Here is a 26,038-nt window from a genome sequence, read left to right on the forward strand (position 1 = left end):
CGATGGGACATTCAACCATTTATCCAACTGGAGCAACCGTATATAACCCTGACAAAGCCTGGAGTGGCTATACTGTATTTCAAGCTGGTGAAGAAGGTGTTGTACTGATAGATATGAACGGTAAAGAGGTACATTTGTGGAAGGGGCTGCTTGGATTTCCGGCTAAAATCTTCCCGGGTGGTTATGTGCTGGGCAGCACAGGAAGAAGAGATCCCAAATTCGGCATACAGGATAATGTAGATCTGGTACAGGTGGACTGGGATGGGAACATCGTGTGGAAATATAACAGCTATGAACATATAGAAGATCCGGGTTATGAACCCCTCTGGTATGCCCGCCAGCATCATGACTATCAGCGCGAAGGCAATCCGGTCGGATATTTTGCACCAGGGCTTGAACCCAAGGTAGACAGTGGCAAAACGCTAATTCTTGCTCACAAAAATATCTACAATCCTCAGATCTCCGACAAACAATTGCTTGATGACACGATCCTTGAGGTGGACTGGGAGGGGAATATCGTCTGGGAGTGGGCTCCAAATGAACATTTTGATGAGCTAGGCTTTGATGAAGCTGCCAAAAATGTACTATTCCGTGATCCTAACTCACGCTCTTTCGGAAATCTAGGTGGCGGTGTTGGGGACTGGCTGCATATCAATTCGGCTTCTTATGTAGGACCCAATAAGTTTTACGATGCAGGTGACGAGCGTTTCCATCCGGATAACGTGATCTGGGATGCGCGGGAAGCAAATATTATTGCGATAACGGATAAGCGTACCGGAGCCATCGTTTGGAGAATCGGTCCGGATTACTCGCTGCCAGAAGTGAAGCATATCGACTGGATCATTGGCCAGCATCATGCGCACATCATTCCGAAAGGTTTGCCGGGAGAAGGTAACTTACTTGTATTCGATAACGGGGGCTGGGGCGGTTATGGTCTTCCAAATCCATCTTCTCCTTTTGGGCAAAAAAATGCACTCCGCGACCACTCGCGAATTCTGGAGATTAATCCCGTGACCCTTGAGATTGAGTGGCAATATACAGCGGCAGAAGCTGGTTTCTCTGTCCCAACCGATTCTTATAAATTCTACAGTCCATATATCAGCTCAGCTCAACGGCTTCCGAATGGCAATACCTTAATTACAGAAGGTTCTAACGGCAGACTCTTTGAGGTTACGCCAGAACATGAACTGGTATGGGAATATATCTCGCCATTTACGGACTCCAGAAATACCAACATGGTCTATCGTTCCTACCGTGTGCCTTATGCCTGGGTACCACAGTTGGAAGCACCAGTTGAACAAGCGATTGAGCCAATAGACGTAACACAGTTCAGAGTCCCGGGGGCTGCACCTAAAGGATCGGATTCTGTGGTAAGTGTGGCGACAACCCTGCCCTTTGTTGAAGGAGCTGCTTGTGTGGCGACGACGGATGAAGGCAGCAGCCGCAAGGTAAATTAACAAATTTGAGGAGATGTGTCGGTTGAAAAAATCATGGATCAGCTCAAGCTTTCTGCTCTTATCTTTATCAGTGGTTATCCTTTTATCGGGCTGCAGCTCCAAGGGCGATGCGGCTGCCTCTAATGCCTCTAAAGAGGGAGCGGCGAACAGCAAAGATGAGATATTAAAGATAAAAATTGCTGACATCAATACGAATCCCACTTTTCGGGTGGCATTAGATAAAGGCATCTTTGCCAAACACGGGATTGACGCTGAACTAGTCAACTTTGGTTCCCCTGCGGAAGGTGTAAATGCCCTTTTTATTAAACAGGTGGATGTGGCTTTCGGGGCAGACTTCCCATTGCTGAACGCAGTGGCGAAGGGCGATTATGCTATTATCGCCTCGGCGGGATTAGCGACTGATGAAGCGTCCACTGAATGGAAATTGTTCGTACAGGACGATATTCAGAAGGCTGAAGACTTGAAGGGAAAGAAGCTGAGTTTCATACGCGGCACCTTCATTCCGTACCTTTGGGATGAATATTTGAAAGAGCATAATGCCGCTCTCAGTGATGTGGAGTTAATAGGACAGGGTGCCTTTGATGAAGCTTATATCGCTTTGAAGCAAGGTGCTGTGGATGGAGCATGGTTTTATGGTTCGGTTCTGAATGATAAGCTCTATGCGCTTAAAGGTGTTCATGAACTGACGGATATGTCTAAAACCACGGTTCGATTGGGGATGGGGATTGTAACGGGAAATGATTTTGCGGCTAAGAATCCGCAAGGTATAGCGAATTTCCTAGCAGCGGTGGATGAAGCTGGAGCCTATGCTCAGGCTCACCCAGATGAGGTTGCTGATCTGATGTATAAGGAAGTGAAGCAGCCTAAGGAATCTACGATAAAAGACCTGCCGAATAATCCGTGGGCACTAGGATTTACTCAAGCAGCGTATGACAGTTTGACCAAGCAGAAGAAATATATGGTCGACAACGGAATCATCGAGAAGGATTTCGATCTGGATAGCAAGCTGAATCTTGAGCCGCTGGCGAAGGCATTGCCAGAAGAGGTTACGTACAAGAAATAGGGGGAGTTCAGAATGTCATTACCTGCTAAGCAGCATACCATTCATATTGAGCAGCTCCGTAAAAGCTACAGCGAACCAACTGCTGGGGACATTCACTACATTATAAAAGATGTAGATCTCGTAATTAAAGGTGGGGAATTCTTCGTTCTGCTTGGGCCGAGTGGTTGCGGGAAATCAACACTGCTGAATATGATCGCCGGGTTTGTCTCCAAATCCGGTGGGCATCTACGGGTGGATAATGTAGAGGTGAATAAGCCCGGCAGAGATCGGGCGGTTGTGTTCCAGCAGGCGGATTCCTCCTTATTCCCTTGGTTAACCGTCCGGCAGAATGTGGAGTTCGGATTGCGGATGAAGAAAATCGCAAAGGCGGAACGGCACACAATATCGGATAGGTTCATCGGGCTTGTTGGGCTGAACGGGCATGAGGAGAAGTTCCCGAAGGAGCTGTCTGGGGGTATGAAGCAGCGTGTTCAGCTGGCTCGGGTGCTGGCGAATGATCCAGCGATTCTGCTAATGGATGAGCCATTTGGTGCGCTGGATGCGATGACGCGCCGAACGATGCAGAAGGAATTGGTCAACATTTGGCGCCAGACACATAAGACGGTGATTTTTGTAACTCATGATATTCAGGAGGCGTTATTGCTGGGAGAACGAATTGGCATTATGTCAGTAGGACCGTCCTCTAATATTACAGATATTTATGACAATACACTGCCGTATCCGCGGGACGTAACCTCACCGGAATTCTACTCGTTATACAATCAAATTCAAGGTCATTTCGAAGAATAGGATAGGGTGAGACAGATGAGGAAATGGGTGGAGAAGAAGTGGGTTTCCGTAACCCTTCTATGGATTACCGCGCTCTGCGTCTGGCAGCTTGGAGCTGTAATCTATGGCCCCGATGTGATCCCCGGACCATGGAGTACACTTAAGGGCGGACGGGAGCTGCTGGAAGACGGAACCTTGCTGCAATATATAGGGATTAGCTTTTATCGGGTGCTCATTGGTTGGGTACTCGGCAGTTTACTGGCGATTCCAGTAGGACTAATCATTGGGAAGGTGAACTTGATCCGTATTTTTGCGGAGCCTTTCCTGAACTTTATCCGTTTTATCCCGCCGATTGCATTCATTACTTTGTTCCTAGTATGGTTTGGTATTGGGGAGCAGTCGAAGATTGCGTTAATTATGTACGCTACCTTTTTTATCGTGGTGCTGAATACTTTAACCGGTGTGATGTCCGTGGAAGAGGACAAAATCCGCTCAGCCCGCAGTATGGGCGCCAGTGAGTGGCAAATTCTGATTCATGTGGTCGTTCCGGCGACGATTCCTTATATTTTTACGGGTATCCGCTTAGCGATGGGCACCTCATATATGGCGATTATCGGCGCGGAAATGATTGCTTCGAACGAAGGCGTAGGTTATCTGATCTGGAATTCCCGGTTGTTTTTCCGTACGGATTGGATCTTTGTCGGGTTGTTCTGCCTTGGCTTTATGGGCTTCTTTACGGATCGGCTTTTTGGCTGGTTCGGTAAGAAGGTGCTTTACAGATACGGTGTTGTCAGTGTGGCAGCGCGTAGACGGTAGTTATATTCATACATGTAAAACTGCCTGGAAATGTCGGGCAGTTTTTTACTTGGACTGAAGTTTATACGAATATTTTTTGTCATTGTAAGTAAATTGTATTTCTAAGGGAAACGGCGGTCATCTAAAAAAGACGACAGGTCGTTTCTTTTTATTTACAAATATTCCTATTCTCCTTAATGCCGCGAAAATAGTACACGCCTATACTGCAATTGGGTGCCTAACAGTTGGAGCATAAAGAAGCCCGCAAATAAGAAATAGGAGTGAAGGGGAAATCATGAAAAAAGGGATCAAAAATCAATTATCAATGGGTCTAATGTTATCCTTGCTCGTCCTGTTGCTTGCTGCTTGTGGAAATTCAGCCAAGGCTGAAGAAACAACGAATGGAAAGGCTGGCACCAAAGAATTAAGTCTGACTGAGATCGAGAGTAAAGCTAAAGAAGAGGGCAGTATCGTCAGTGTAGGAATGCCGGATTCTTGGGCGAACTGGAAAGATACATGGAGTGATATGGACAGTAAGTATGGTCTTACACATTCGGATACCGATATGTCGAGCGCGGAGGAAATTGCCAAGTTTGATGCGGAAAAAGACAAACCAACGGCCGACATCGGAGATGTGGGGATTGCGTTTGGATCGGTTGCCGTGGAGAAAGGGGTAACCCAGCCTTATAAAACATCCTACTGGGATGAAATCCCTGATTGGGCTAAGGACAAGGACGGAAATTGGATCGTCGGCTATCAAGGCACCATCTCTTTTCTGACTAACACTAAGCTCGTGGCGAATCCGCCGAAGAGCTGGGAAGATCTGAAGAACGGCAATTACAAAATCATCGTTGGTGATGTAACCAAAGCTGCTCAAGCACAGATGGCTGTATTGGCCGCAGCGATTGCCTTTGGTGGCGACGAGTCGAACATTGAACCAGGGATTGCTTTTTTCGAGGATTTAGCTAAAAAAGGACGTCTCTCCAATGCAGAGGCTTCCCTTGCCAACATTGAAAAAGGTGAAGTGGAAGTTACCCTGCTGTGGGATTTCAACGCTTTGAATTATAGAGACCAGATCAACAAAGATGGCTTCGCTGTAGCCATTCCACAAGAAGGCAGTGTCGTGAGCGGGTATGCCACGATCATCAACAAATATGCGCCGCATCCTAACGCGGCGAAGCTTACACGCCAATACATCCTTAGTGATGAAGGACAGATTAATCTTGCCAAAGGTTACGCTCGTCCGATCCGTGACAGTGTAACGTTGCCGGATGATGTTGCAGCTAAGCTGCTACCAAAAGACGAATATGTCAACGCTAAGCCTGTTGGTGATTACAAGGTATGGGAAGAGACGGCAAAAACCATTCCTCAATTGTGGCAGGAACGTGTGCTTGTGCATTTGAACTAGTATGCATTTCTCCCCAAAAAAGAAGCAGGGCGCCTTCGTCATGATGCCGTAAGGCGCCTTTGTTCTATTCCCGCGACAAGGAGCGAGTAAGATGAAACAAATAAGCCGCGGTGTGATCCTGGCACTTATTCCATTTGCACTAATGGTGTTAGCCTTTCAACTGGTACCTATAATATCCATGCTGACGGGAAGCTTACGCACAGCGGACGGAACGGGATTTACGTTAGGCAATTATCTGCATGCATTGCAAAGTGCCTATTACATGCAGGCGATTAAGAACAGTCTGCTAATCTCCATAACCTCAAGTCTGATAGGGATCATTATCGGACTTTTTTGTGCTTATTGCATTACCCGGTTTACCCCGAGAGTACGCGATAGACTTCTAATGCTGTCGAATATGACCTCTAATTTCGCAGGTGTTCCGCTGGCGTTTGCTTATATCATTTTGCTCGGAAATAATGGGGTGTTTACACTCTTATTTAAACAGTGGGGCTGGAGTGTTTTTGCCGATTTTGATCTATATAGCTGGTCAGGTCTAATACTGGTGTATGTATACTTTCAGGTTCCGTTAGCCTTATTGCTTTTGTACCCGTCCTTTTACGGAATCCGTGAGCAGTGGAGAGAGGCAGCGTCCTTACTGGGGGCTGGGCCTTGGCAGTTCTGGAAGACGATTGGCCTGCCTATTCTAACTCCAGCGATCTTTGGCACACTTGGAATTCTTTTTGCTAATGCAATGGGGGCTTATGCCACGGCTTACGCATTGGTTGGCGGAAATTACAATCTGTTGGCGGTACGTATCGGTTCACTGGTTGCCGGAGATGTGGTTACACAGCCACAAATGGGGAGTACGCTTGCTGTTCTGCTTGGTCTGACTACGATTTTGGCGGTTTATCTGAACCATTTAATGGTGCGGCGCGCGGAGAGGTTCGGAACGAAAGCGCTCAGTAAACCGGATGTGAAAACCACAGCTCCCCGGCGTTTATGGACAGCTCGTGAGGAGGTAGGGCAATGAATATACGTAAAGCAGGCTTTGCTCCACGCACCTTCATGCTGCTGCTCATGGTATATTTGCTGCTTCCTCTTTTGGCAACGGGCATTTATGCTTTTGCACAAGATTGGCAGAATACCTTGCTGCCCCGAGCTTGGACCTTGAATTGGTTTGGGGAAATGTTTGAGGATATTCGCTTTCTGGAGGCGCTTTGGACCTCGCTTTATTTATGCCTGATCAGCGTGGTGCTGAGTCTGGCCGTGATGCTGCCAGCTGTTTTTGTCATCACCCTCTATTTTCCGCGCTGGGAGAGCTTTATGAAAGGTATTGTTGTTTTGCCTTATGCGGTGCCTGGTGTTGTGGCTGCGGTAGGTCTTATTCGTACCTATTCCTCTGGTCCTTTTGATATCGCTGGAACAGCGTATTTATTGGTGGGCGCATATTTTGTGGTCATCCTTCCCTATATGTATCAGGGCATTCGCAATAGTCTGTTAACGGTTAATGCCGTAGAACTGCTGCATGCTGCCGAGCTGCTTGGTGCCCGCCGAAGAACGGCCTTCTTGAATGTGATTTTGCCTAATATATGGCCTGGGGTTATCGTCTCTACACTGTTATCATTTTCAGTTCTATTCGGCGAATTTGTTCTTACGAACATGTTAGTTGGCGGACATATTCAGACGATTCAGGTATATCTATATCAAAGGGTTGGTGAAAGTGGACATTTGGCCAGTGCGATTGCGATCTCTTATTTTCTGTTTATTCTAATTCTTTCGATGGTACTAATGAAGCTCGGTAAAAAGATGGGGGGAGGTATTAAGGGATGAATGATTATCTAAAGCTGCAGGGTGTACGCAAAATGTTTGGGAATACCTGTGTGTTAGACAATGTTGATTTGGAGATCCGTGAAGGTGAGCTTGTGACACTGCTAGGCCCCTCCGGTTGTGGAAAAAGCACATTGCTACGCTGCATAGCCGGTCTTTCAGAGCTGGATGGCGGCAGAATTCTTTTGGAAAATAAAGATCTGGGGAGTTTGCCGCCCCGTAAGCGCGAGGTAGGAATGGTGTTTCAGTCTTATGCCTTGTTCCCCAATCTGACGGTGAGCCAAAATATCGAGTATGGAATGAAAATGCGGGGACTATCGAAATCAGCCCGCCATCATCGCTGCGCGGAATTGCTGGCATTGGTCGATCTGGAGGATAAACGGGATGTATATCCGCAGTCCCTCTCTGGTGGACAGCAGCAGCGGGTAGCGCTGGCTCGTTCTCTAGCGGTGCAGCCCAAAGTATTGCTGCTGGATGAACCCTTAAGCGCACTAGATGCTAAGATACGCAAGAATTTACGTGCTGAAATCCGTGATATTCAAAAAAGGTTTAACATGACGACACTATTCGTGACGCATGATCAGGAGGAAGCACTGATTCTTTCTGACCGCATCTGTATTATGAACGGTGGCCGGATTGTGCAGGATGGCACACCTGAGGGGTTGTACTCCGCACCACGAACAGAGTTCGTTGCCCGGTTTATGGGCAGTTACAATGTATTGACCCGATCAGAAGTGATGACGTTGTTCCGGGGGATAGATAGCACGAAGGACCGATTTGCTATTCGGCCTGAGGCGGTTACGCTGCTGCATGAGGGCGCGGGACTTCACGAGGTTGCTGCCGGACTGCAACTGGTGGATGGCATCATTAAATCTGTCTCCGTATTGGGCAATATTGTTAGGTGTACGGTAGAGGTGGAAGACATTTCTTTAACGGTTGATCTTTTAAATGACGGACGCTGGCTGAGGCTGGTGGAAGGGGCTAACGTCACCTTGGCTCTGAACCCTTCTGAGCTGCTGCATCTGGAACGAGAGGGAGCGTAATAAGATGACTGAAATGAACAATAAACTTATTGTGGTAGTGTTGGACGGACTTAGATATGAGGCCGCACGTGAATATATGGGGTATATGGAGCATCTGGTGGAGCAGGGGAAAATATCATGTCACCGAGTGAAATCGGAATTACCCAGTCTGTCACGCCCGCTTTATGAAGTGCTCTTGACGGGTACACCCGTGTCCAAAAATGGAATTACGGCTAACCATATTGTGAGACCAAGCCATGAAGAGAGCGTATTCCATCTGGCAGTGGGCGCTAATTTGCGCACAGCTGCTGTCGCCTATCATTGGGTCAGTGAGCTTTATAATTCGGCCCCTTTTGATCCGCTTGCTGATCGCCATCAGCACAATGTGATGAAGCCCATTCAGCATGGCAGTTTTTATTTCGAGGATCACTATCCCGACAGTCATGTGTTTGCCGACGCTGTGTATTTACGGAGTGCCTATGATCCGCATTTCCTATACATTCACTCCATGAATATAGATGACGCCGGGCATCGTTATGGCGGAGAGAGCAAGGAATATGAGTTTTCAGTGCGTAATGCTGACGGTCTGTTGGCCACTGTTTTGCCCATTTGGATGGAACAGGGCTATAAGATTATGATTACGGCAGATCATGGAATGAACGCAAATGGGTACCACGGCGGGATAACCCCTTCCGAGCGAGATGTGCCATTATATACGTTTGGGGTAGATGTATTATCTTCGGAAAAAGAGGAAGAAGTACTGCCACAGCTGCGACTGGCTCCTTTAATGTGCCACTGTTTGGGGCTGGCCCCTTCGGCAGCAATGAGTAAGGAGGGCTTGCCTCCACTTGTGCAGAAGCAATCCCATGACAAAGTGGAAGAACCTTTGCCGTTGGTATGAAATAAAATAATTAGCACGAGAAAAATCATATATTTCAACCAATTAGGAGGTTGTCTATTGAGCGCTTCTAAAGCTATGAAATGGATTACGGGTTCCTGTGAAATTATTTTGGCAATTCCAATCCTGGGTGCTGCTATTGTTATTGGCACGGGGTATTCCGTTCTGGGGTTGATGTTTATTCTACATGTGATTACATTGATTTTATCTTCAAGAGACCGTGAGTCTATCTACGGTTCAGTGCTAGGAATTATAACTTCTTTATTGGCATGGATTCCTTTTGTGGGCTGGTTCTTGCACTTAATTACTGGGATTCTGTTGATGGTGAGTGGAGGACAGAAGTCCCGTTATCCTTCGAACCATATCTATCCACAGTGATGTAAAATGACTTCAATACAGCCCAATTCGGACGTTTGTCCGGTTGGGCTGTATTCATGTTATAATGAGGGCACATTTTAGCAGTAAGCACAGAGAGGAGGCGCATCCATATGGAAATAACCGCACAAGAAGTAGCAGAATGGATGGTGAAGGAGATTCGTTTTACGGGTACCTTGCATCAGACGGCGGCGATTGAATATGTGAAAGAGAATTTTGGAGAACAATTTGTATTTGTGAATGAGAACGGCAATGCCTCACTCTCCAAAGAAGTGAAGAAAGCTTTCCGGAAACTCCATGGCGGGAGAATTGCTTGGGATCGAGACGGGTTCTTGTGGGCTTGGACCTAAGTTTGGCGCTTACAAAACATGTACAAACTGTTCAACTTATATAATTAGATAAAAAACGGACCATGCATGTACTGCAATGGCCCGTCTTTTTGCATTCTTTTTAGTTAGATATATTCTGTCATTCCCTGTTCCTTTAGAAGCTCCACGATATCTTTGACTGACTGCGCTTTATCCTTGGGACAGATTAACAGTGCATCCCCAGTATCCGCAATGATGAACCCGTCTACACCAATGGTCGTGATAAGTCTGCCATTTCCATAAATGATTGAGTTATGGGTATCTATTCCCACATGATTTGCTTTTATAATGTTGCCTGCATCATCCGGAGGGAAGATTGAACCCAGTGCATCCCAGCTACCGATATCATTCCAGCCAAATTGTCCGGAAAGCACGACAACTTCATCAGAGCGTTCTAAAATGCCGTAATCAATCGAAATATTCTGAAGCGTTGGGTAGATGGCATTAATAACTTCCTCTTCCTGATCTGTACCCAAACAATCACTGATGGGCAGCATGGTTTTGTAGAGTCGAGGTAGATAACGTTTGAAATTATCAATAATGACAGAGGTCTGCCAAATAAAAATCCCACTATTCCATAGATAATTACCGGATGCCAGATAACTCTGTGCATTCTGAAAGTTTGGTTTCTCTACAAATTCATCTACATCATATACAGCCACTGGGCTTGTCGCAATCGGCGTCTTATCAAAGGCAATATAGCCGTAGCCAGTAGATGGGAAAGTAGGCTTGATTCCGATGGTTACTATTTTGTCTGACTCCATGGCAACAGTACAGGCTTCGTCTAGTGTAAGACGGAATTGTTCCTCATCCGTTATATAGTGATCGGAAGGAAGGACGACCATTAAAGAATTGCCATGAGACTTCTCTATAGATAATGCTGCAAAAAGAATGCTAGCGGCTGTATTTCGCGCCACAGGTTCAATTAGAATATTAGCTTTGAGAACGCTGCTGTGCATAATACTCTCCAACAATACTGCTTGGGTACGATTAGTAACGATAACTGTATTCTCCTGAGGAATAATCCCTTTGAAGCGTTCAATCGTATCGTTTAACATAATGTCGTTGCCACTAATGTTCAGCAGCTGCTTTGGGATTTCTTGTCTGGACAGGGGCCAAAACCGTGTTCCGCCCCCGCCGGCTAGGATCGTAGCATATTTATTCATGATGCATCACCAACCGGGCAATTGTGAAGGATATAATGCTCTCCGAGCCTTGATTCAGGTTGAGCCCCGCCGCATGAATACCGTCATAACAAGCACCAGTCTGCGGATCGATTAGGGGGATTCCCAAGGAATTATGCCCTAGATACCAGTTGTAGCATAATTCTGCCTGCGCAAGATAAGAGGGGTCCTCAAGAACAACAGCTGCTTCCCGGCAGGCCAGCAGCATCTCGCAGGCTTCAATGGGCTGTTCATCATAGGGTGCAGCCAGCCCATCGCGCAGCAGCCAGCCATGGCTGCCGATCGGTTTATAGTAGCCTTTGCTGGAGAAGGTGGTTGAAGCTAGGAAATCCAGGCTTTCCTTGGCGGTCTCCCGCAGGTTTTTATTCCCGGAGATTAGGTAGGCCCGAAGCAGAGCCCAGGGCAGCATGGAATTGCCATAAGTGATGCTGTCCTCGAACCAATTCCAGCCGTGCCCCTTATAGCGGGTATATTGATTATGCAGCCGAACCGCAATATTTTCGATCAGACTCTCAATGGTTGCCCTTGGCAGAAAGGCGGCTTCTTCGGTCGTGTTTTCAGTATGCGGGTATGGAAAAGCATAACCTAATGGGCCGGGTGCTTCGGTAAGATAACTTAAGCCGATGATGGCATAGGCTCCGGCCCGAGGTGAGCCCAAGGCTTCCAGATGCGGCAGTGCCTGATTGATCAAATACCGGCAGGTATTCATCAGGTTGTCAGGCAGGGAAGCTGCATGCGACAAGGCGAACCCTAGTGCCCACAAGGTACGTCCCTGGCAATCTTCAGAACCTTTATCCTCTATAAAGGAGCGGTTATAATCCATGAAATTGCGAAAATTGCCGTCCGCTGTCTGGGAATGATAGATAAAAGAGATATACGTATGAATGAGATCGAGTGCCACGGCATCCCGGGAATTCTCGTACATTAAGACCGCAGCAATCAGGGCGCGGGCATTATCATCGGTAGTGTAGCCCTTTGAGCGGTCCGGAACCCCAAACTTGGTATGCTGAAAGATTCCTGTATCGTCCGTGATTCTGCGCATATAGCCTGGTTTAGACTGTACTGTGGTGGAGGTTTCCATTAAATCACGCTCCGATCAGCTGACGCCGAGCTCTGGATATGGCTGTGGAACAAGGCGGCATAGATTTTGGCGATTTCGTTCCAGCGCATAGTGAGCCCGAGCTTCAACGTGCGGTCTTCCATCGTTTGCACCAGAGCAGGGCTGTTCAGCAAGCGCAAAATGCAGGCTTCCAAGGAAGCAGAATCATGAAAATCAGCCAGTAGACCGCGGCCTTCTGCCAGCATTTCCTGGGCGTAGCGGTAAGGGGTCGACACGATGACCCGGCCATAACCGACTCCGTAGGCCAGGGTGCCGCTGACGGCCTGATCCTTACCCAGATAAGGAGTCACATAGATATCTGACATGACCAAGGACTCTATTACTTCTTCTTGGGTCAGCAACTTATCGACGAATTGGACATTGTCCTGCAAGTCAAACATTTCTACGAGGTCCGTCAGTTTCTGGCGGTAAACTTCCCCGGATTCCAGCTTGACGACCGGATGGGTCTTGCCCCAGACAATGTAAAGTGCTTCGGGATGGCGCTTGACCACGCCGCGCATGGCTTCGATGCTGTATTCAATCCCTTTGCCGGGACTGAGGAAGCCGAAGGTGGAGAGGATCTTGCGGTCTGGATAACCGTATTGTGCTTTAAGGCTGGTGCGTGAGGCTGTGCTAACTTGAGGGACACCGTGATGGATGAATGTGATTTTGGAAACTGGGATCTCATAAATAGTAGATAAATCGGTAAGGGTTGATTCTGCCATCGTCACGACCTGCACGCTACGCTCGGCCAGACATCGGATGATCTGATGCTGCTTAGGGGAGGGCTTGGTCAACACTGTGTGAAAAACAACAACATACGGAATGTTCAAACGTTCGACAAAGGGGAGCAGGTATTCACCGCTTTCTCCGCCGTAGATGCCAAATTCATGTTGGATGACCAACAAATCGGTATCAGAATTGTTGAGGAAATCGGCCGTATCTATATAATCTGCGTAATTATGCTGGTCGATCTGCCGTATTACCTGCTGATCGTAAGCGTAGGTTTCATTGTTGTTTATGGCAATAATCCGGGGCGGGTTAAAGCCGGGAAGGTGGATAAGTTCATCTAGCAGATCCTGTGTGAACGTGGCGATACCGCACTCTCGCGGCAGACTGGTTCCCAGGAACACGATGTTGTGATTACGGACTGTATTTTTCATTCAAAGAGCCTCCCTAATGGTCTTGCGATTGGTCTGGATACAAAAAAAGAAAATAAAGAAGACTCTATTTTCTGAATAGGGAAAGGTATTTGGTTTTCTAAAATTAGAAATGTTGCAAATTATTTCCTAATCCAACTGTAACATGACCGTTTTATCTTGTCAATTCGATTGACGCCTTGGGGTTAGTACGGATATATTATTGGAGGAGGTGTATGAATGCCAGTCATACGCAGTAAACTGAGTGAGGTCATGGAGAGGCATGATCCGAAATTATCGATCCGCAAGCTTGCTAAAGAGATCAATTACCATTTTGATTCGGTACGCCGAATGTATAAGAATGAGATGGTGCAGTATCCAAGGGATCTGTTGCTAAAATTATGTGTATACTTTAATGTCCAGCCCGGCGAGCTGATTGCCATGGATGCGGAAGACAACGATTGGGTGATCGATCGTTCAAATGATTATGAGGAGGACGGCGATGACAAGGAACCCGGCACAGACAGCCACCTGTAAGCAGCTTCTGGATACATATCATGCCGGACGCGGTACAACCACTGTAAATAAATTGACGTTCACCGGTGTTGGGCACCGGGATGTCTATAATATAACCGCCCCGTTTATGTATAACGGGGAAGAGGTACTAATGGGAAGAGTTGAGGAACGGGACAGTGAGTTCTCTCAAGTCTTCTTTTTTACATGCCATGATGGGGTTTGGAGACCTCGTGCGCATACGCATACGTACAATTTACAGGACCCGTGCTGGACCCGGATCAGGGGGGAACTTATTGTGGGCGGGGTGGAAGTGATTACGGCAGCGGATGATCCGCATCGGATTATCTCCTGGGTGACCCAGTTCTACCGGGGTTATCACATCGATTCTTTGACCCACTTTTCTTCAGGCCCCGGCACGATGAAGGATATCCGGCTTATCGAGCTTGATAATGGCAGTGTAGGCGTATTTACCCGGCCGCAGGGCGAACGGGGTGGGCGAGGGCAGATTGGGTTCACAGTGATTCCTTCGCTGGACGAACTGAATGAGCAGACCTTCATTGATGCCGAGGTGCTACAGGATCAATTCGTGCCCGAAGAGTGGGGTGGAGCCAATGAAGCTCATCTGCTGCGGGGTGGGAAGGTGGGCGTGTTGGGCCACATTGCTTGCTTCGATAGCGCCGGAAACAAACACTATTATGCCATGGCTTTTTCGCTGAATCCTGAGACTTATAAGGCAACTCCGGTCAAAATAATAGCAGTCCGCAGTGATTTTCCGGCGGGCCCGGGCAAGCGCAAAGAACTGGAGGATGTCATCTTCAGCGGTGGCTTGAAACGTCTTGGAGGAGGCCGGGCGGTATTGTCTGTAGGGGTGAGTGACGCAGAAGCGTATCAGATTGAGATCGCGGACCCGTTTGACGAATATGAATCCTAGCGTTCTTTCAGTTGGTTTGACTAGATTATATGGTCATGTTACACTTAGTGTGACAAGAATTTATGGTCAAAGAGAGCGGGAAACCCAATGAATAAGTTTATTCAATTCAACACACGTAAGACTGACACCAAGTCCAACATCAATCAGGCGCGTAAGCAAGGACGTATTCCGGCTGTATTATATGGTATTGGTAAAGAGACTCTGACGTTGGAAGTGAATGAAAAAGAACTTCTGGACATTCTCAAAAAGAATCCGCGCGCAATTCTGCAAGGTAAGGTATCGGAAGATCTAGAGGTTCCGGTCGTGGTTCAGAACATTCAGAAGGATACCCTGTCCGGCAAAATTCTGCATATTGATTTTCAACATGTAAATATGAAAAAGAGCATGGACAGCAAGGTGACTATTCATTTTGCAGGTGAAGCCGTAGGTATTAAAGCAGGCGGTACGCTTCAGGTTGAAATTTATGAAGTGGAAGTTCGCTGTATGCCTGAAGATCTTCCTACCTCCATGGAAGTGGATATTAGCGGATTGGATATTGGCGACCAATTGCTTGTCTCTGATCTGATCTTTAAGGACGGGATTGAAGTGTTGACCGAACCGTCAACCGTAATGATCCAGATCAAGACCGTGCATGAAGAAGAGGAAGAAGAAGCGGTAGTAACTCCAGCCTAAACCTATATTTTTATTAAAAAAGCAAGTTTCCAGGGAAGAGGAAACTTGCTTTTTTTGCGTTGAATCATACAGGAACTTCTCGTTGGTCCTTTGCCATAGAGGAACTACATAACGGGCAGGGCTTTGAGGTTAAATGATCCTCAGCTCCGCCCGCTTTCATGCGTGTCCAGCCAGGACAGGTATTGCTGGTACAATTCCATACTGGAACGACATGGGTTCTTGTCGCAGTTGTGCGACTGGTAGGTAAGGATCTTGTTGTTACTGTTCTGCTCACCGTAGTCGTTGCTGTGGAAGAAACAGCAGAGCGGAAGGCTGATAACATGAAGCGGGAGACCTCTGCTTTTTTGCCTCGATGCCTCGCAGGTGAACTGATAAATAGCTCTTCCCGGGCTCTAGTAACAGCTACGTAAGCCAGTCTTCGCTCCTCTTCCAGTGCAGCCAAGCTTGAACTACCACTATTTGCAGCGGCCAGCTTGCGGTCCTTGAGCCGGTCGCCCTCCAGTGCGGAGCTATGCGGAAGAATTCCTTCAGAGGCTCCAATCAAAAAGACCACAGGAAACTCTAAGCCCTTGGATTTGTGAATGGTCATAAGCGCGATCCGATTCCCTTGTTCTTTGGTGCTTGGCTGACGATTATGTTCATTACGTTCCGTAACATTATCTATGAAATCTAGAACGGCAGGAATACTATCAAATCGCTCTGCAGACGATTCTAGTTCATCTAGCATTTCTTTTAACGTTTCGCGATGCAAGGTTGCTTGATGCCGCTCATTCGCTTCGATGAAATAATCATAGAATTGCGTGCGGATCTGGCGAATCGCTTGGACTGGGGTTAACTCGCGCATATTGCGAATTAGATCCAGCCGCTCTCTAAGCTTAGTGCCCTTGAAATCCTCCATGCCGGGCATGGACAACAGATGGATTAGTGGGCCTTGCTTTGGTTGTCTGGCTTCCATCTGCCGGATGTGATTCATACCTTTTTCACGGTTCATATATAGAGTAGGCAGGATGTTCTCCATAGCCGCAAAATTCCGCCGATTCACGGAGAGACGCATATGATCCACGACCGGGGAAATTAGCCAGTGTTCGTACAGTAATTGGCCTTCTCCATAATCAATATAGGGAATATCGCGTAAAAGAAGTAATTCCAGAACGGCCCGGTTGCTGCTGGACGCTCTATATAACATGGCGAAGTCGCTATATTCTCTTTTGCCGCTCGAAACCTCGTTTAAAATATGCTCAACCATCTGCTCAGCTTCCTCGTCTGCTGTCTGCGGACGCATATACCGGGGCTGACTCCCGCTGCCTTTGGCAGCTTGCAGGGTTTTGGAACGCCGGCGCGTATTGTGCCGGATAATACCGTTGCCGAGCCCGACTATAGCTGGACCAGAGCGGTAATTAATATCAAGTGTAATAACCCTTGCTCCCGGGTACAGCTTCTCGAATTCCAGAATGAATTCACTGCGTGCCCCGTTGAAGGAATAAATCGTCTGGTCATCGTCGCCAACTACCATCAGATTATGCTGCGGGTGAGCAATCATTTTGACTAACTCATACTGCAAGGCATTGGTATCCTGGAACTCATCCACCATCACGTATAGATATCTCATCTGCAATTCCTGCAAAAGCGTTGGACGCTCCTTCAGCATCCGATAGGCGATTAAGAGGACATCATCGAAGTCGATTTTGAAATTGTCTAGTTTCCATTGTTCGTAGATTTCCAGAATGGATTTCATTTCTTTTTCAGCGGTGGTTCCTTCAGGCAAGCCTTCTACGGTACCCATGTTCATCTTGCAGGAAGAGAGCAGGGAGAGTAGCGTTTCCGGTGGATAGGCATCTTTAGGTAGCCCGAGCTCACGCATGATTTGTTTCAACAGAATGTGCTGGCGCCGCGTCTCACTGAAAATTTCTTGCTGCAATCCTTGTCTGCGCAAGAAAAATAAGAAAAAGGAATGAAACGTGCGGGCCTGCAGCCGCGCGACATCCGCTGGGCCTACTCCCGGTAATAGGGCGATCCGCTCGCGCATTTCCGCCGCAGCTTTACTCGAAAAAGTCAGCAATAGCAGCTGACTTGGCGAGATGCCGCGCACGGACAACAAATAACCGGTTCTACAGATCAGAACCGAGGTTTTGCCGGAGCCTGCGCCGGCCAGTGTTAGAAGCGGCCCTTTATGATGCCGTACCGCAGAAATCTGCGGACGGTTGAGCAGGATGCCGCCTTCTTCCAGCCTGCGGAAATAAGCGGAGTCCTCATCCTCCCGCTTTACCAGTTCTTGGCTTGTCTGCGCTGAGGCCACAGCCGCTTGCGGGATCCGCTCACCAGTAGCTCCCAGCGGGATAGTATGAAATAAAAGCTTATTCAATAGATTCACCTTCATTATTTCTGTATAGAGTAGTGATCTCAACAAACCTAGTTCTATGATGTTTGAGTTCATCTTAAAATGTGCCGAAAATTTAGCCAATCTACAATATACCATCCCAAGCTTTTTGCTGCACAGGAAAAGTGTTGGATATTGAGCCAGTAAAAATCTGGGGATTGGTGTGGGAGTGGGACACAACGGTGGTATGAATCCCGTAGATAGGTAGGGTTGTGGCTGCGCGGACGGAATGTACGGTATAAATCCCGCAGATTAGCTGGAATGTGGCTGCGTGGGCGGAATGTACGGTATAAATCCCGCAGATAGGCAGGAATGTGGCTACGTGGGCGGAATGTACGGTATAAATCCCGTAGATTGGCAGGAATGTGGCTACGTGGACGGAATGTACGGTATAAATCCCGCAGATTAGCTGGATCGTGGCTGCGCGGGTGAAATGTACGGTATAAATCCCGCAGATTAGCTGGATCGTGGCTGTGCGGGCGGAATGTACGGTATAAATCCCGTAGATAGGTAGGATTGTGGCTGCGTGGGCGGAATGTACGGTATAAATCCCGCAGATTAGCTGGAATGTGGCTGCGTGGGTGAAATGTACGGTAAAAATCCCGCAGATTAGCTGGATCGTGGCTGCGTGGGTGAAATGTACAGTAAAAATCCCGTAGATTAGCTGGAATGTGGCTGCGTGGGTGAAATGTACGGTATAAATCCCGCAGATTAGCTGGATCGTGGCTGCGCGGGCGAAATGTACGGTAAAAATCCCACAGATTAGCTGGATCGTGGCTACGTGGACGGAATGTACGGTATAAATCCCGTAGATTAGCTGGATCGTGGCTGCGTGGGCGGAATGTACGGTATAAATCCCGCAGATAGGCAGGAATGTGGCTACGTGGACGGAATGTGCGGTATAAATCCCGTAGATAGGCTGGAATCTGGCTGCGTGACGGAATGTACGGTATAAATCCCGTAGATTAGCTGGAATGTGGCTGCGTGGGCGGAATGTACGGTATAAATCCCGCAGATAGGCAGGAATGTGGCCACGTGGGCGAAATGAGAGGCAAAAATGCCCTAGAAAAGGATGAATCCGCCTCCGTAAGCGAAATGAGAGGCATATTCGCCCTACTAAAGGGCGCTGGGTGCAGGTCTGTTTCTATTTTTATAATATAAAAATTTCCGCCCCGCGCATCACAGAATTGTTCAGCGCACGTTTGCCACTCCCCTGAACAATTCTGTGATGCCCATTCCCTTTTCCTATCATGCTCATATCCTAAAGCAAAAACATGATATGGAGATGACCCTATGCCCTCGCCCAGTAAGGTCCGCATCAGACATGCCGTTACTATAGACGTACTGATTCCCGCGATTGAAAAAGATTTACAGACCCTTCCCCATGTGATTGACGCTGTTAGAAAGCAGGTTAAGCATCCCATCGGCCGGATATTAATTGTTGCTCCCAAAAAGAAACGGATGATTGAGTTCTGTCGCACAAAAGGCTGTACCTTTATTGATGAGAATACGGTGCTGCCGATTACGAAAAAAGACATTCATTATCGCTCACGCACCTGGGAACGTTCCGGCTGGCTATTCCAACAGCTGCTGAAGCTGAATGGCGACAAGCTCTGCACGGCGGATTATTTTCTGGTTATTGATGCCGATACCGTTCTGATCACCCCCCACCGTTTTCGGGCGGACGGCAAGACACTCTTTTACAGCCGGAACTGGAGCCAACCACAGTATTTTGTAACCTATAGGAAACTCATGGGCCGCAAGGTGACCGCAAAATCGTCATTTGTGACCCATTATATGCTGTTTGAACGCAGTCAATTGACTCAAATGAAAAGAGAGATAGAAGCAAAACACCAAATGCCTTGGTATCGAGCTATTTTACACAGTATGAACCGTTCCAAGCAATTTGCCTTTTCTGAATTCGAAACCTATGCCAATTACCTGTATTCGAAGAATCGCGAGGGAATGAAGATTCAAAAAGCGCGTAATAAAGGTCTCCATATGAATGCAGGACAGCTATCCAAGCAGAGAGTGAATCAGCTGGCTGAGAAGTATAGATCATTGTCTTTTCATAAACGAAAGGGGTATGTGAGAACACCGGGGGCTAAATCCAGCGCAGGGGGGCGATAGGGTTGCAGATCGTACTCCTTTCAGGGGGATCGGGGAAGCGGTTATGGCCGCTATCAAATGAGATCAGGTCTAAAGCTTTTTTAAGGCTGCTTCCAACAGAAGCTGGCGGTGTGGAGTCGATGATCGAGCGGGTATGCAGAGGGCTGGAAGAAGTAGGCTTGTTGGATTCAAGCTGCATTGTGACTCATCGCAGTCAGGTGGAGATTACTCGCAAATCCGTTGGTGCTCAAGTCCCTTTATTAGCGGAGCCGCAGAAACGGGGGACTTTTACTGCAGTAGCTCTGGCGGCGAGTTATCTGCATTCTGTGAAGGGTATGGACTCAAAAGAGATCGTAGTGGTCATTCCGGTGGATTCGTATGTGGAGGCTTCTTTTTTTAAACAGCTTCATCAATTTCCAAGTGTACTTGCCGAATCACAAGCAGATATTGCTTTGATTGGTGTTTTACCTGAATTTCCTTCTACACAGTTCGGTTATATTCTGCCTGGTGAAGGGTCAGGGGTAGGAGGGACGTCTTTTTTAAATGTTGAGCAGTTTGCAGAGAAACCGAACGAATCGACAGCGGCTGAGTTCATTTCTCAGGGAGGACTGTGGAATTGCGGCGTGTTTTCCTGCTCATTAGGATATTTGCTATCAAGTATGGTGGAACGGGATCTTCCAGTAGATTACATGGAATTTATGGAGCATTATGATCAATTGCCAGAACGAAGCTTTGACTATGAGGTGCTGGAACACACGCGGCGTGCGGTAGTCATCCCTTATATTGGGGTATGGGCGGATATTGGCAGCTGGGATGCGCTTGTTCCCCATTTGCAAGGAACGGTGATTGGCGAGGGGAGTATCTCAGAGGATTCAAAAGGTACCCATTTGATCAACGAACTCTCTTGCCCTGTGCATATTATCGGAGCCCCGGGTTTAATCGTGGCGGCAGGGCCAGATGGTATATTGGTAGCTGGGATAGAGCAGGCAAAACGAATTAAGCAGAAGCTGGAGGGCCATGCGGCGAAGCCGATGATTGAAGAAAAACGCTGGGGCACCTCACGCATTTTGGACTTCTCTCGCACGGCAGCAGGTATTGAGGTTACGACCTCCAAAATAACCATTTTGGCAGGTGAGCACACCAGCTACCATTTTCATCAACATACTAAAGAAGTTTGGTCTTTTCTTTCTGGAAATGGAGAATACCGGATGAATGGTCAACTTCATACGGTTGCCGCCGGGGACACGGTCACGGTTCCTGCTGGTACGAAGCATGGGCTGCGGGCAATTACAGCGCTCGAATTGATTATCATTGAACTGTTGGAATTTCCTGAGGTGGATGACTATGTACGAGTGTCTGCCGAATGGGAGGGGGAGGACAGCTTCCTTGATGATTTGGGATGAATGGAAAGGTAGTTCGCTTTAACCCGGAGGCTGTTATAGATATGGATAGATTGCGCGGCTGAAGTGAAATAGATGTATCCAGTGCAACTATTTCGTGGAGTAGCGAATGCCTTGCGATATAGATGTAGTTTGTACAGTTAAAAATAGCGAATTTTTGCGTTCTGAATAGATTTGCTGAATATAAGTGTACAGAGTGCAATTAAATCCGAATTAGCTCTTAAAAGAGAGCATTTAACTGTACGAAGTACAACTAATTCTTGAGAGGGACGGGGATGCAATAGGCAAGCCACAGTAAGCTACAGGAAAGCGATAAGTAAGCTATAGGTAAGCCACAAGTAAGCTATAGGCACGCCACGAGCTAAACCTAAAGTGTAAATGAGAGATCCCTGCCTAACAAAAATAAACCCACAAATAGCACCGTGAGCAGAACTGCCCACGATGCTATTTGTGCATTCACTGCTTTATACAGGAATTACTCTTTAGAATTTCTATTCAAAAGATGCTCAATTCCTGCCGCGACTCCGTCTTCCTCATTGCTGGTGGTGATGAATTCCGCCATTTCCTTAAGAATTGGCGCTGCGTTAGCCATAGCAATCCGGTAGCCGGCCTTCTCGAACATCGGCTGATCGTTATAACTGTCGCCCATGACAGCTACATCCGCTAGCGATATACCATAATGGTCAGCAAGCATGGTTACACCGGAGCCTTTGTTGGCCTCTTCATGGTTAATCTCGATATTATTCACATGGGAGGCGGTGATAATTAAGCCCGGAATAGCCGCGAAGCGGGTGGAGGCTTCCTTGAGCAGCTCTCGGTTTAGAGAAAAAGCCAATGTTTTATAAATAACATTTTCCTCCTTGCTCCACACCTCTTCCATACTCTCCACATAGGTTACCGCTGCTTGTTGAAACTGTTGATCGATCATTGCTTTTAGCAGCCAGCTGACTTCTTCAGGAACTTCATCATCGCTTAGTGCAGATAATTTCTCTAACCGTACACGTTTGTTCAGCTCTACATAAACGTTATCCTCAGTGTATACCTCGTAATACAAGTCCGGAATTTCGTTCATCCAGCGTAGAGCGGGAATGATGTCCGCTTTATTCAGCGGCGTGCTTGCCGCGAGGGTGCGATCAGATAATGTGACGACTGCGCCATTTAGACTGACTACAGGACATTCCAGATCCGCTAGCCGAAGCTGACGTTCTGCATCCATAAAAGAGCGCCCTGTAGCAATGATAACAATGTGACCTAGTTTCTGAGCTTTTATAATAGCTTCGCGGTTTTTTGGACTGATGTTTCCTTCTTCGTTCAGTAATGTTCCATCCATATCTAAAGCAATCAGCATATTGTATGAGCTCCTTTTCCAGGTAAAGTGGTACTTTTTAAGGGGTATTGAAACGTTACTTGTATCTTATCATTAATATTCTGAAAACCAAAAACCATTTTCATGCAACTGTACAATAATGAACGTCCAACAGGAGATAAAAGGTTTTTACAGTATATTTTTAGAAAATAGTTCAGGCGTGGTACAATAGTTGTCAAACTAACCGACTAGCCGAATCTATCGTCAGCTTATGTTCGAGGAATGTGACCGACGGTATTTTTCCTGCGTAAGGACATCGGCAGCTGCTTATGTAAAGGGGACTATTTATGAGATCCAAAAACTTAGCCACCATGTCACTCGCCTTTATGGCATGTGGGTTTCTGATTACACTGTTTCTACCTGAAAACCTAGCCGTGATTCTACTGAGAGGTGGTTTCGAGGCTGGTTTGGTGGGGGGGATTGCCGACTGGTTCGCGGTAACGGCGTTGTTCCGCCATCCGATGGGATTACGTATTCCACATACCTCACTACTGCTCAAGAATCGCGATAAGATCATCCAATCACTAATCACCGCGATGGAGACTGAGCTTCTTAACAAGGAAAGCATTGAGAACAAGCTGCGTAAGTTTGGCTTTATATCAATGGGCTCCAAGCTGCTGACAAAGTTTTTTAGTAAAAAGAAGGCAAGAGTACAAATATTGGAGCAGCTTGGCGAATTCGTGTCTCGTCTTCCGGTAGAGAAGGCAGTACCGTTTCTGCAAAAGGCAGCCTCCGAATATGTTCGTGAAGCTGAGCTTGGCGCTGCGGCCGATAAAATAGTTACTAAGTTAATGAATGACGGTAAAGATGTAGCTGCTCTGGACTATGCGCTGGAAGGGGTATCTAATTGGAGCGGACGTCCTGAAACGAAAGCTATGCTTGGCAAGATCGCCAGCGAGAAATTGGCTGAAGTGAAGCTTGGCGGACTTAAAGGCATGGCCTTTCAGGCTTTTGTCGGGTTTATGGATGCAGATATGCTTGGTGAAATGCTGCAAGGTATGTTGCAGTCCGGTATCCGCGATTTTCGGGAAGAGGATAGCCCATACCGTGAAGAGATTATCCGTGAGATTCGAGTGGCCCTGTTCCAGATTGTTAATGATGAGGCTAGACTGGCTTCATTAAAAGAATGGGCACTGAATGAGCTTGAAGGCGAAGCAGCAACCGCATTTCTGCATACGCAATTGGAGAACATTCGCAGCAAAGCAATTTCCCTACTGGAAGAAGATCGGGCGGCTGGCGGACGCAAGCTGTTCACGTTATATACCCTGCTTGTACGTCGTATTGGTAAGGAACAAGAATGGATCAGTAGCTGGGAAGAGCGGATTCGCGCTTCATTAATTGCTTTTGTAGAGGCTAACCACTACAGAATAGGTCTTTTGGTAAAAGAGAATCTGGACAGCATGGATGACGCTAGTCTAGTGAATATGTTGGAAGATAAAGTGGGTAAAGATCTGCAATGGATTCGTGTGAACGGAGCCTTATGCGGGTTTGTCGTAGGGCTTGTGCTTACAGTTATTCAATTGATTTGAATTGAAGGAAATTACCTATTTAATGTAAAATTCACAAAAAAAGCAGAGCAGCGATTCTCCCGTGTTGGAGGATCGCTGCTTTTTGTTGTTGCTTATGGCCTGTCTGCATCGTGGAGTAATAATCCTTCTCTGAGGCTTACGGACCCATATGACGTTATTTGTTAGTTTTTGGCCTTTGGAACATGTTTGCGGACTCCACCGACGTTATTCCTATGGATGCGTTCATATTGGGCATTTTTCATGCCAATAGTGGTTATAGGGTCCTTTAGCATTGCAAATGTGGGATAAAGCTGCGTTTGGGGTCAGCTGTGTCCGATAGCTACCTTTTATACGCATATATGACCTAATTCAATCGGAGATTGGTGTTTGTTTAGCTCAAGCAAACACCAAAAAGAAGGGAACCCAGCAGCCAGTTGATGGCTTATGGGCCCCCCTACTTTTCTTGAGTCTACAATTGCATTCCGCCTGCAAGAGTTCTGTACCCCTGCTGTGGTGATGTAGAAGCTTGGTACAGCTGTTCTAAATGGTTCGCTGTACGCAACCAATTGAAGGCTTCAAGCGCATCTGTTCTCCCTTGTGATCCGATGGTAACTGCCAATTGTGGATTGCGGGCTATCCGCAGCAAATGTCGGGCAAAGGGTAAAGCCTCGCGATATCGTTCTACCAGATAACCGTTATGGCCAGAGGCGACAATCTCTCGGATTCCCCCATTATTAGAAGCGATAACAGGTAGACCGGAGGCCATAGCTTCTACATTAACAAGCCCGAAGGATTCATGATTCTGGGAAGGGCATACAAAGCAGTCTGCTGCCTGATAAAGGGTGTGAATATTCTCATGAGCTACATTTCCTAGAAAAGTAACTGACACTCTCAGCCGCCGTGCAAGTAGCTTCAACTGCCGTATGTACGACGGCTTGCCCTTGCCTGCGATGACGAGATGAGCGGGGAGGTGTTTGTTTAAATGCGACATAGCACGTATTAATATAGGCACTCCTTTGCGGGGTATAACCCGACCAACGAACAAAACGGTAAAGGTCTGCGGAAGTCTGTAAAAACTACGAAGCTGTTGTTTTTCAGATGTCTGCACAGGGGTAAACCGATCAAGATCGGCTCCCAATAAGACAATGTGAATCCCTGTGGTCAGTTGAGGGAAGCGGCGATCCAATCTTCGCTGTAAGGAGTGGCTGTTGGCAATGATCAGATCTGCTTTTGCCAAGGCATTTGCCACTTTATCTGTACCCGGTGTGAAGGTAAGAGAGTGCAGGAACAGAAATACCGGGATATGAGGAAGCTGTTTCTTTACAGCAGACATAAGATGGGGGCGATTATCAACCTGAATGATATCAAAGGATTCTTTCTGAATGTATTCTAATACCGAAGTAAGATAATGGGCTGGGGTGCTTGCGGGCAACCGGATAATTCTGACCTGCTCCAATATAGTGGCAGCAGGTAGTCCAGGTAACTTCCGACTTACAATGGTTACCTTATGTCTCTCCGCGAGCCTTCTGGCAATGGCCCAAATGCAGATTTCTACTGAACCGTCTCCCGGAACTGGGAACTGCTCCGGTGCAATGATACAAATGTGCATGGTTCACGCCTCCTTTTATCCGCTAATGGATATCCTCTTCCACCATATGCAACACAGTAAACAGTAGATACATCCGAAAGCGGAGAGGGCGTTTCACTCATGCCATTTGTACAGTTGCAGCATAAAATACTAAGGCTTACTAAGGCCGTGATTATTTTCTGAGGG

At 47.2% G+C, this 26,038-nt stretch carries 23 protein-coding genes; 17 read left to right on the forward strand and 6 right to left on the reverse strand.

Annotation, left to right across the window (positions count from 1 at the left end; translation table 11 throughout):
- Positions 1 to 2 precede the first annotated feature (2 nt).
- From MKX34_RS01490 to MKX34_RS01540, 11 genes are all read left to right on the forward strand, one after another.
- A complete protein-coding gene (locus MKX34_RS01490) occupies positions 3 to 1,457 on the forward strand; it encodes an aryl-sulfate sulfotransferase (RefSeq protein WP_076107352.1) in 1,455 nt (484 codons plus the stop codon).
- 22 nt (positions 1,458 to 1,479) lie between these two features.
- Positions 1,480 to 2,520 carry an ABC transporter substrate-binding protein gene (locus MKX34_RS01495; protein ID WP_036687322.1) on the forward strand — a complete coding sequence of 347 codons (1,041 nt, stop codon included), beginning with the start codon at positions 1,480 to 1,482 and terminating at the stop codon, positions 2,518 to 2,520.
- Positions 2,521 to 2,532: 12 nt separating this feature from the next.
- A complete protein-coding gene (locus MKX34_RS01500) occupies positions 2,533 to 3,309 on the forward strand; it encodes an ABC transporter ATP-binding protein (RefSeq protein WP_038568268.1) in 777 nt (258 codons plus the stop codon).
- Between the two features lie 15 nt (positions 3,310 to 3,324).
- Positions 3,325 to 4,104: an ABC transporter permease gene (locus MKX34_RS01505; protein WP_036687327.1), complete on the forward strand. Its 780-nt coding sequence runs from the start codon at positions 3,325 to 3,327 to the stop codon at positions 4,102 to 4,104.
- A gap of 274 nt (positions 4,105 to 4,378) precedes the next feature.
- The gene (locus MKX34_RS01510) at positions 4,379 to 5,491 is read left to right on the forward strand and encodes an extracellular solute-binding protein (RefSeq protein WP_076141409.1); all 1,113 of its coding nucleotides are present in this window, start codon (positions 4,379 to 4,381) and stop codon (positions 5,489 to 5,491) included.
- 91 nt (positions 5,492 to 5,582) lie between these two features.
- Positions 5,583 to 6,503 (forward strand): ABC transporter permease subunit, encoded by a 921-nt coding sequence (locus MKX34_RS01515; RefSeq protein WP_076297247.1) that lies wholly within the window; start codon positions 5,583 to 5,585, stop codon positions 6,501 to 6,503.
- A complete protein-coding gene (locus tag MKX34_RS01520; protein ID WP_051491499.1) occupies positions 6,500 to 7,303 on the forward strand; it encodes an ABC transporter permease subunit in 804 nt (267 codons plus the stop codon). Before MKX34_RS01515 ends, MKX34_RS01520 begins: the two co-directional genes overlap by 4 nt.
- Positions 7,300 to 8,343, forward strand: coding sequence for an ABC transporter ATP-binding protein (locus MKX34_RS01525; protein WP_038568274.1), 1,044 nt, complete (start codon positions 7,300 to 7,302; stop codon positions 8,341 to 8,343). Before MKX34_RS01520 ends, MKX34_RS01525 begins: the two co-directional genes overlap by 4 nt.
- Before the next feature lie 4 nt (positions 8,344 to 8,347).
- Positions 8,348 to 9,223: an alkaline phosphatase family protein gene (locus MKX34_RS01530; RefSeq protein ID WP_052096718.1), complete on the forward strand. Its 876-nt coding sequence runs from the start codon at positions 8,348 to 8,350 to the stop codon at positions 9,221 to 9,223.
- Between the two features lie 57 nt (positions 9,224 to 9,280).
- Positions 9,281 to 9,598, forward strand: coding sequence for a hypothetical protein (locus tag MKX34_RS01535; protein WP_036687337.1), 318 nt, complete (start codon positions 9,281 to 9,283; stop codon positions 9,596 to 9,598).
- 110 nt (positions 9,599 to 9,708) lie between these two features.
- Positions 9,709 to 9,945 carry a hypothetical protein gene (locus MKX34_RS01540; protein WP_036687339.1) on the forward strand — a complete coding sequence of 79 codons (237 nt, stop codon included), beginning with the start codon at positions 9,709 to 9,711 and terminating at the stop codon, positions 9,943 to 9,945.
- A 104-nt stretch (positions 9,946 to 10,049) separates the two neighbouring features.
- Here the strand turns inward: MKX34_RS01540 and MKX34_RS01545 are convergent, their stop codons facing one another.
- Genes MKX34_RS01545 through MKX34_RS01555 form a run of 3 tightly spaced genes read right to left on the reverse strand, consistent with a single transcriptional unit; the run spans position 10,050 to position 13,409 of the window.
- A complete protein-coding gene (locus MKX34_RS01545) occupies positions 10,050 to 11,129 on the reverse strand; it encodes a mannose-1-phosphate guanylyltransferase (RefSeq protein WP_036687341.1) in 1,080 nt (359 codons plus the stop codon).
- Positions 11,122 to 12,228 carry a glycosyltransferase gene (locus tag MKX34_RS01550; RefSeq protein WP_076107360.1) on the reverse strand — a complete coding sequence of 369 codons (1,107 nt, stop codon included), beginning with the start codon at positions 12,226 to 12,228 and terminating at the stop codon, positions 11,122 to 11,124. Before MKX34_RS01550 ends, MKX34_RS01545 begins: the two co-directional genes overlap by 8 nt.
- Positions 12,228 to 13,409 (reverse strand): glycosyltransferase family 4 protein, encoded by a 1,182-nt coding sequence (locus tag MKX34_RS01555; RefSeq protein WP_036687342.1) that lies wholly within the window; start codon positions 13,407 to 13,409, stop codon positions 12,228 to 12,230. The genes MKX34_RS01550 and MKX34_RS01555 overlap by 1 nt, the downstream gene beginning before the upstream one ends.
- Positions 13,410 to 13,625: 216 nt before the next feature.
- Between MKX34_RS01555 and MKX34_RS01560 the strand changes: the two genes are divergently transcribed.
- The 3 genes from MKX34_RS01560 to MKX34_RS01570 all read left to right on the forward strand — a co-directional run bounded on the left by MKX34_RS01560 (position 13,626) and on the right by MKX34_RS01570 (position 15,504).
- Complete coding sequence (locus tag MKX34_RS01560; protein ID WP_051491502.1) at positions 13,626 to 13,922, forward strand: helix-turn-helix transcriptional regulator; 297 nt, start codon at positions 13,626 to 13,628, stop codon at positions 13,920 to 13,922.
- Positions 13,888 to 14,832, forward strand: coding sequence for a DUF1861 family protein (locus MKX34_RS01565; protein WP_038568279.1), 945 nt, complete (start codon positions 13,888 to 13,890; stop codon positions 14,830 to 14,832). The genes MKX34_RS01560 and MKX34_RS01565 overlap by 35 nt, the downstream gene beginning before the upstream one ends.
- An 87-nt stretch (positions 14,833 to 14,919) precedes the next feature.
- Complete coding sequence (locus MKX34_RS01570) at positions 14,920 to 15,504, forward strand: 50S ribosomal protein L25 (protein ID WP_052096720.1); 585 nt, start codon at positions 14,920 to 14,922, stop codon at positions 15,502 to 15,504.
- A gap of 64 nt (positions 15,505 to 15,568) precedes the next feature.
- On the opposite strand, the gene MKX34_RS01575 is transcribed toward MKX34_RS01570, so the two are convergent.
- A complete protein-coding gene (locus MKX34_RS01575) occupies positions 15,569 to 17,866 on the reverse strand; it encodes a UvrD-helicase domain-containing protein (protein WP_076297248.1) in 2,298 nt (765 codons plus the stop codon).
- Positions 17,867 to 19,174: 1,308 nt separating this feature from the next.
- Between MKX34_RS01575 and MKX34_RS01580 the strand changes: the two genes are divergently transcribed.
- Positions 19,175 to 20,011: a DUF6492 family protein gene (locus MKX34_RS01580; RefSeq protein ID WP_076107365.1), complete on the forward strand. Its 837-nt coding sequence runs from the start codon at positions 19,175 to 19,177 to the stop codon at positions 20,009 to 20,011.
- 2 nt (positions 20,012 to 20,013) lie between these two features.
- Positions 20,014 to 21,393 (forward strand): sugar phosphate nucleotidyltransferase, encoded by a 1,380-nt coding sequence (locus MKX34_RS01585; RefSeq protein ID WP_076297249.1) that lies wholly within the window; start codon positions 20,014 to 20,016, stop codon positions 21,391 to 21,393.
- Between the two features lie 472 nt (positions 21,394 to 21,865).
- Here the strand turns inward: MKX34_RS01585 and MKX34_RS01590 are convergent, their stop codons facing one another.
- A complete protein-coding gene (locus MKX34_RS01590; RefSeq protein ID WP_076107368.1) occupies positions 21,866 to 22,738 on the reverse strand; it encodes a Cof-type HAD-IIB family hydrolase in 873 nt (290 codons plus the stop codon).
- A 305-nt stretch (positions 22,739 to 23,043) separates the two neighbouring features.
- On the opposite strand from MKX34_RS01590, the gene MKX34_RS01595 reads away from it, so the two are divergent.
- Positions 23,044 to 24,285, forward strand: a complete 1,242-nt coding sequence (locus MKX34_RS01595) for a DUF445 domain-containing protein (protein WP_038568289.1) — start codon at positions 23,044 to 23,046, stop codon at positions 24,283 to 24,285.
- A 448-nt stretch (positions 24,286 to 24,733) separates the two neighbouring features.
- Here the strand turns inward: MKX34_RS01595 and MKX34_RS01600 are convergent, their stop codons facing one another.
- Entirely contained in the window at positions 24,734 to 25,873 is a 1,140-nt protein-coding gene (locus tag MKX34_RS01600) for a glycosyltransferase family 4 protein (RefSeq protein WP_052096721.1), read from the reverse strand.
- Positions 25,874 to 26,038 lie beyond the last annotated feature (165 nt).

Source organism: Paenibacillus sp. FSL R5-0636 (assembly GCF_037974255.1).
GTDB lineage: Bacteria > Bacillota > Bacilli > Paenibacillales > Paenibacillaceae > Paenibacillus_AQ > Paenibacillus_AQ odorifer.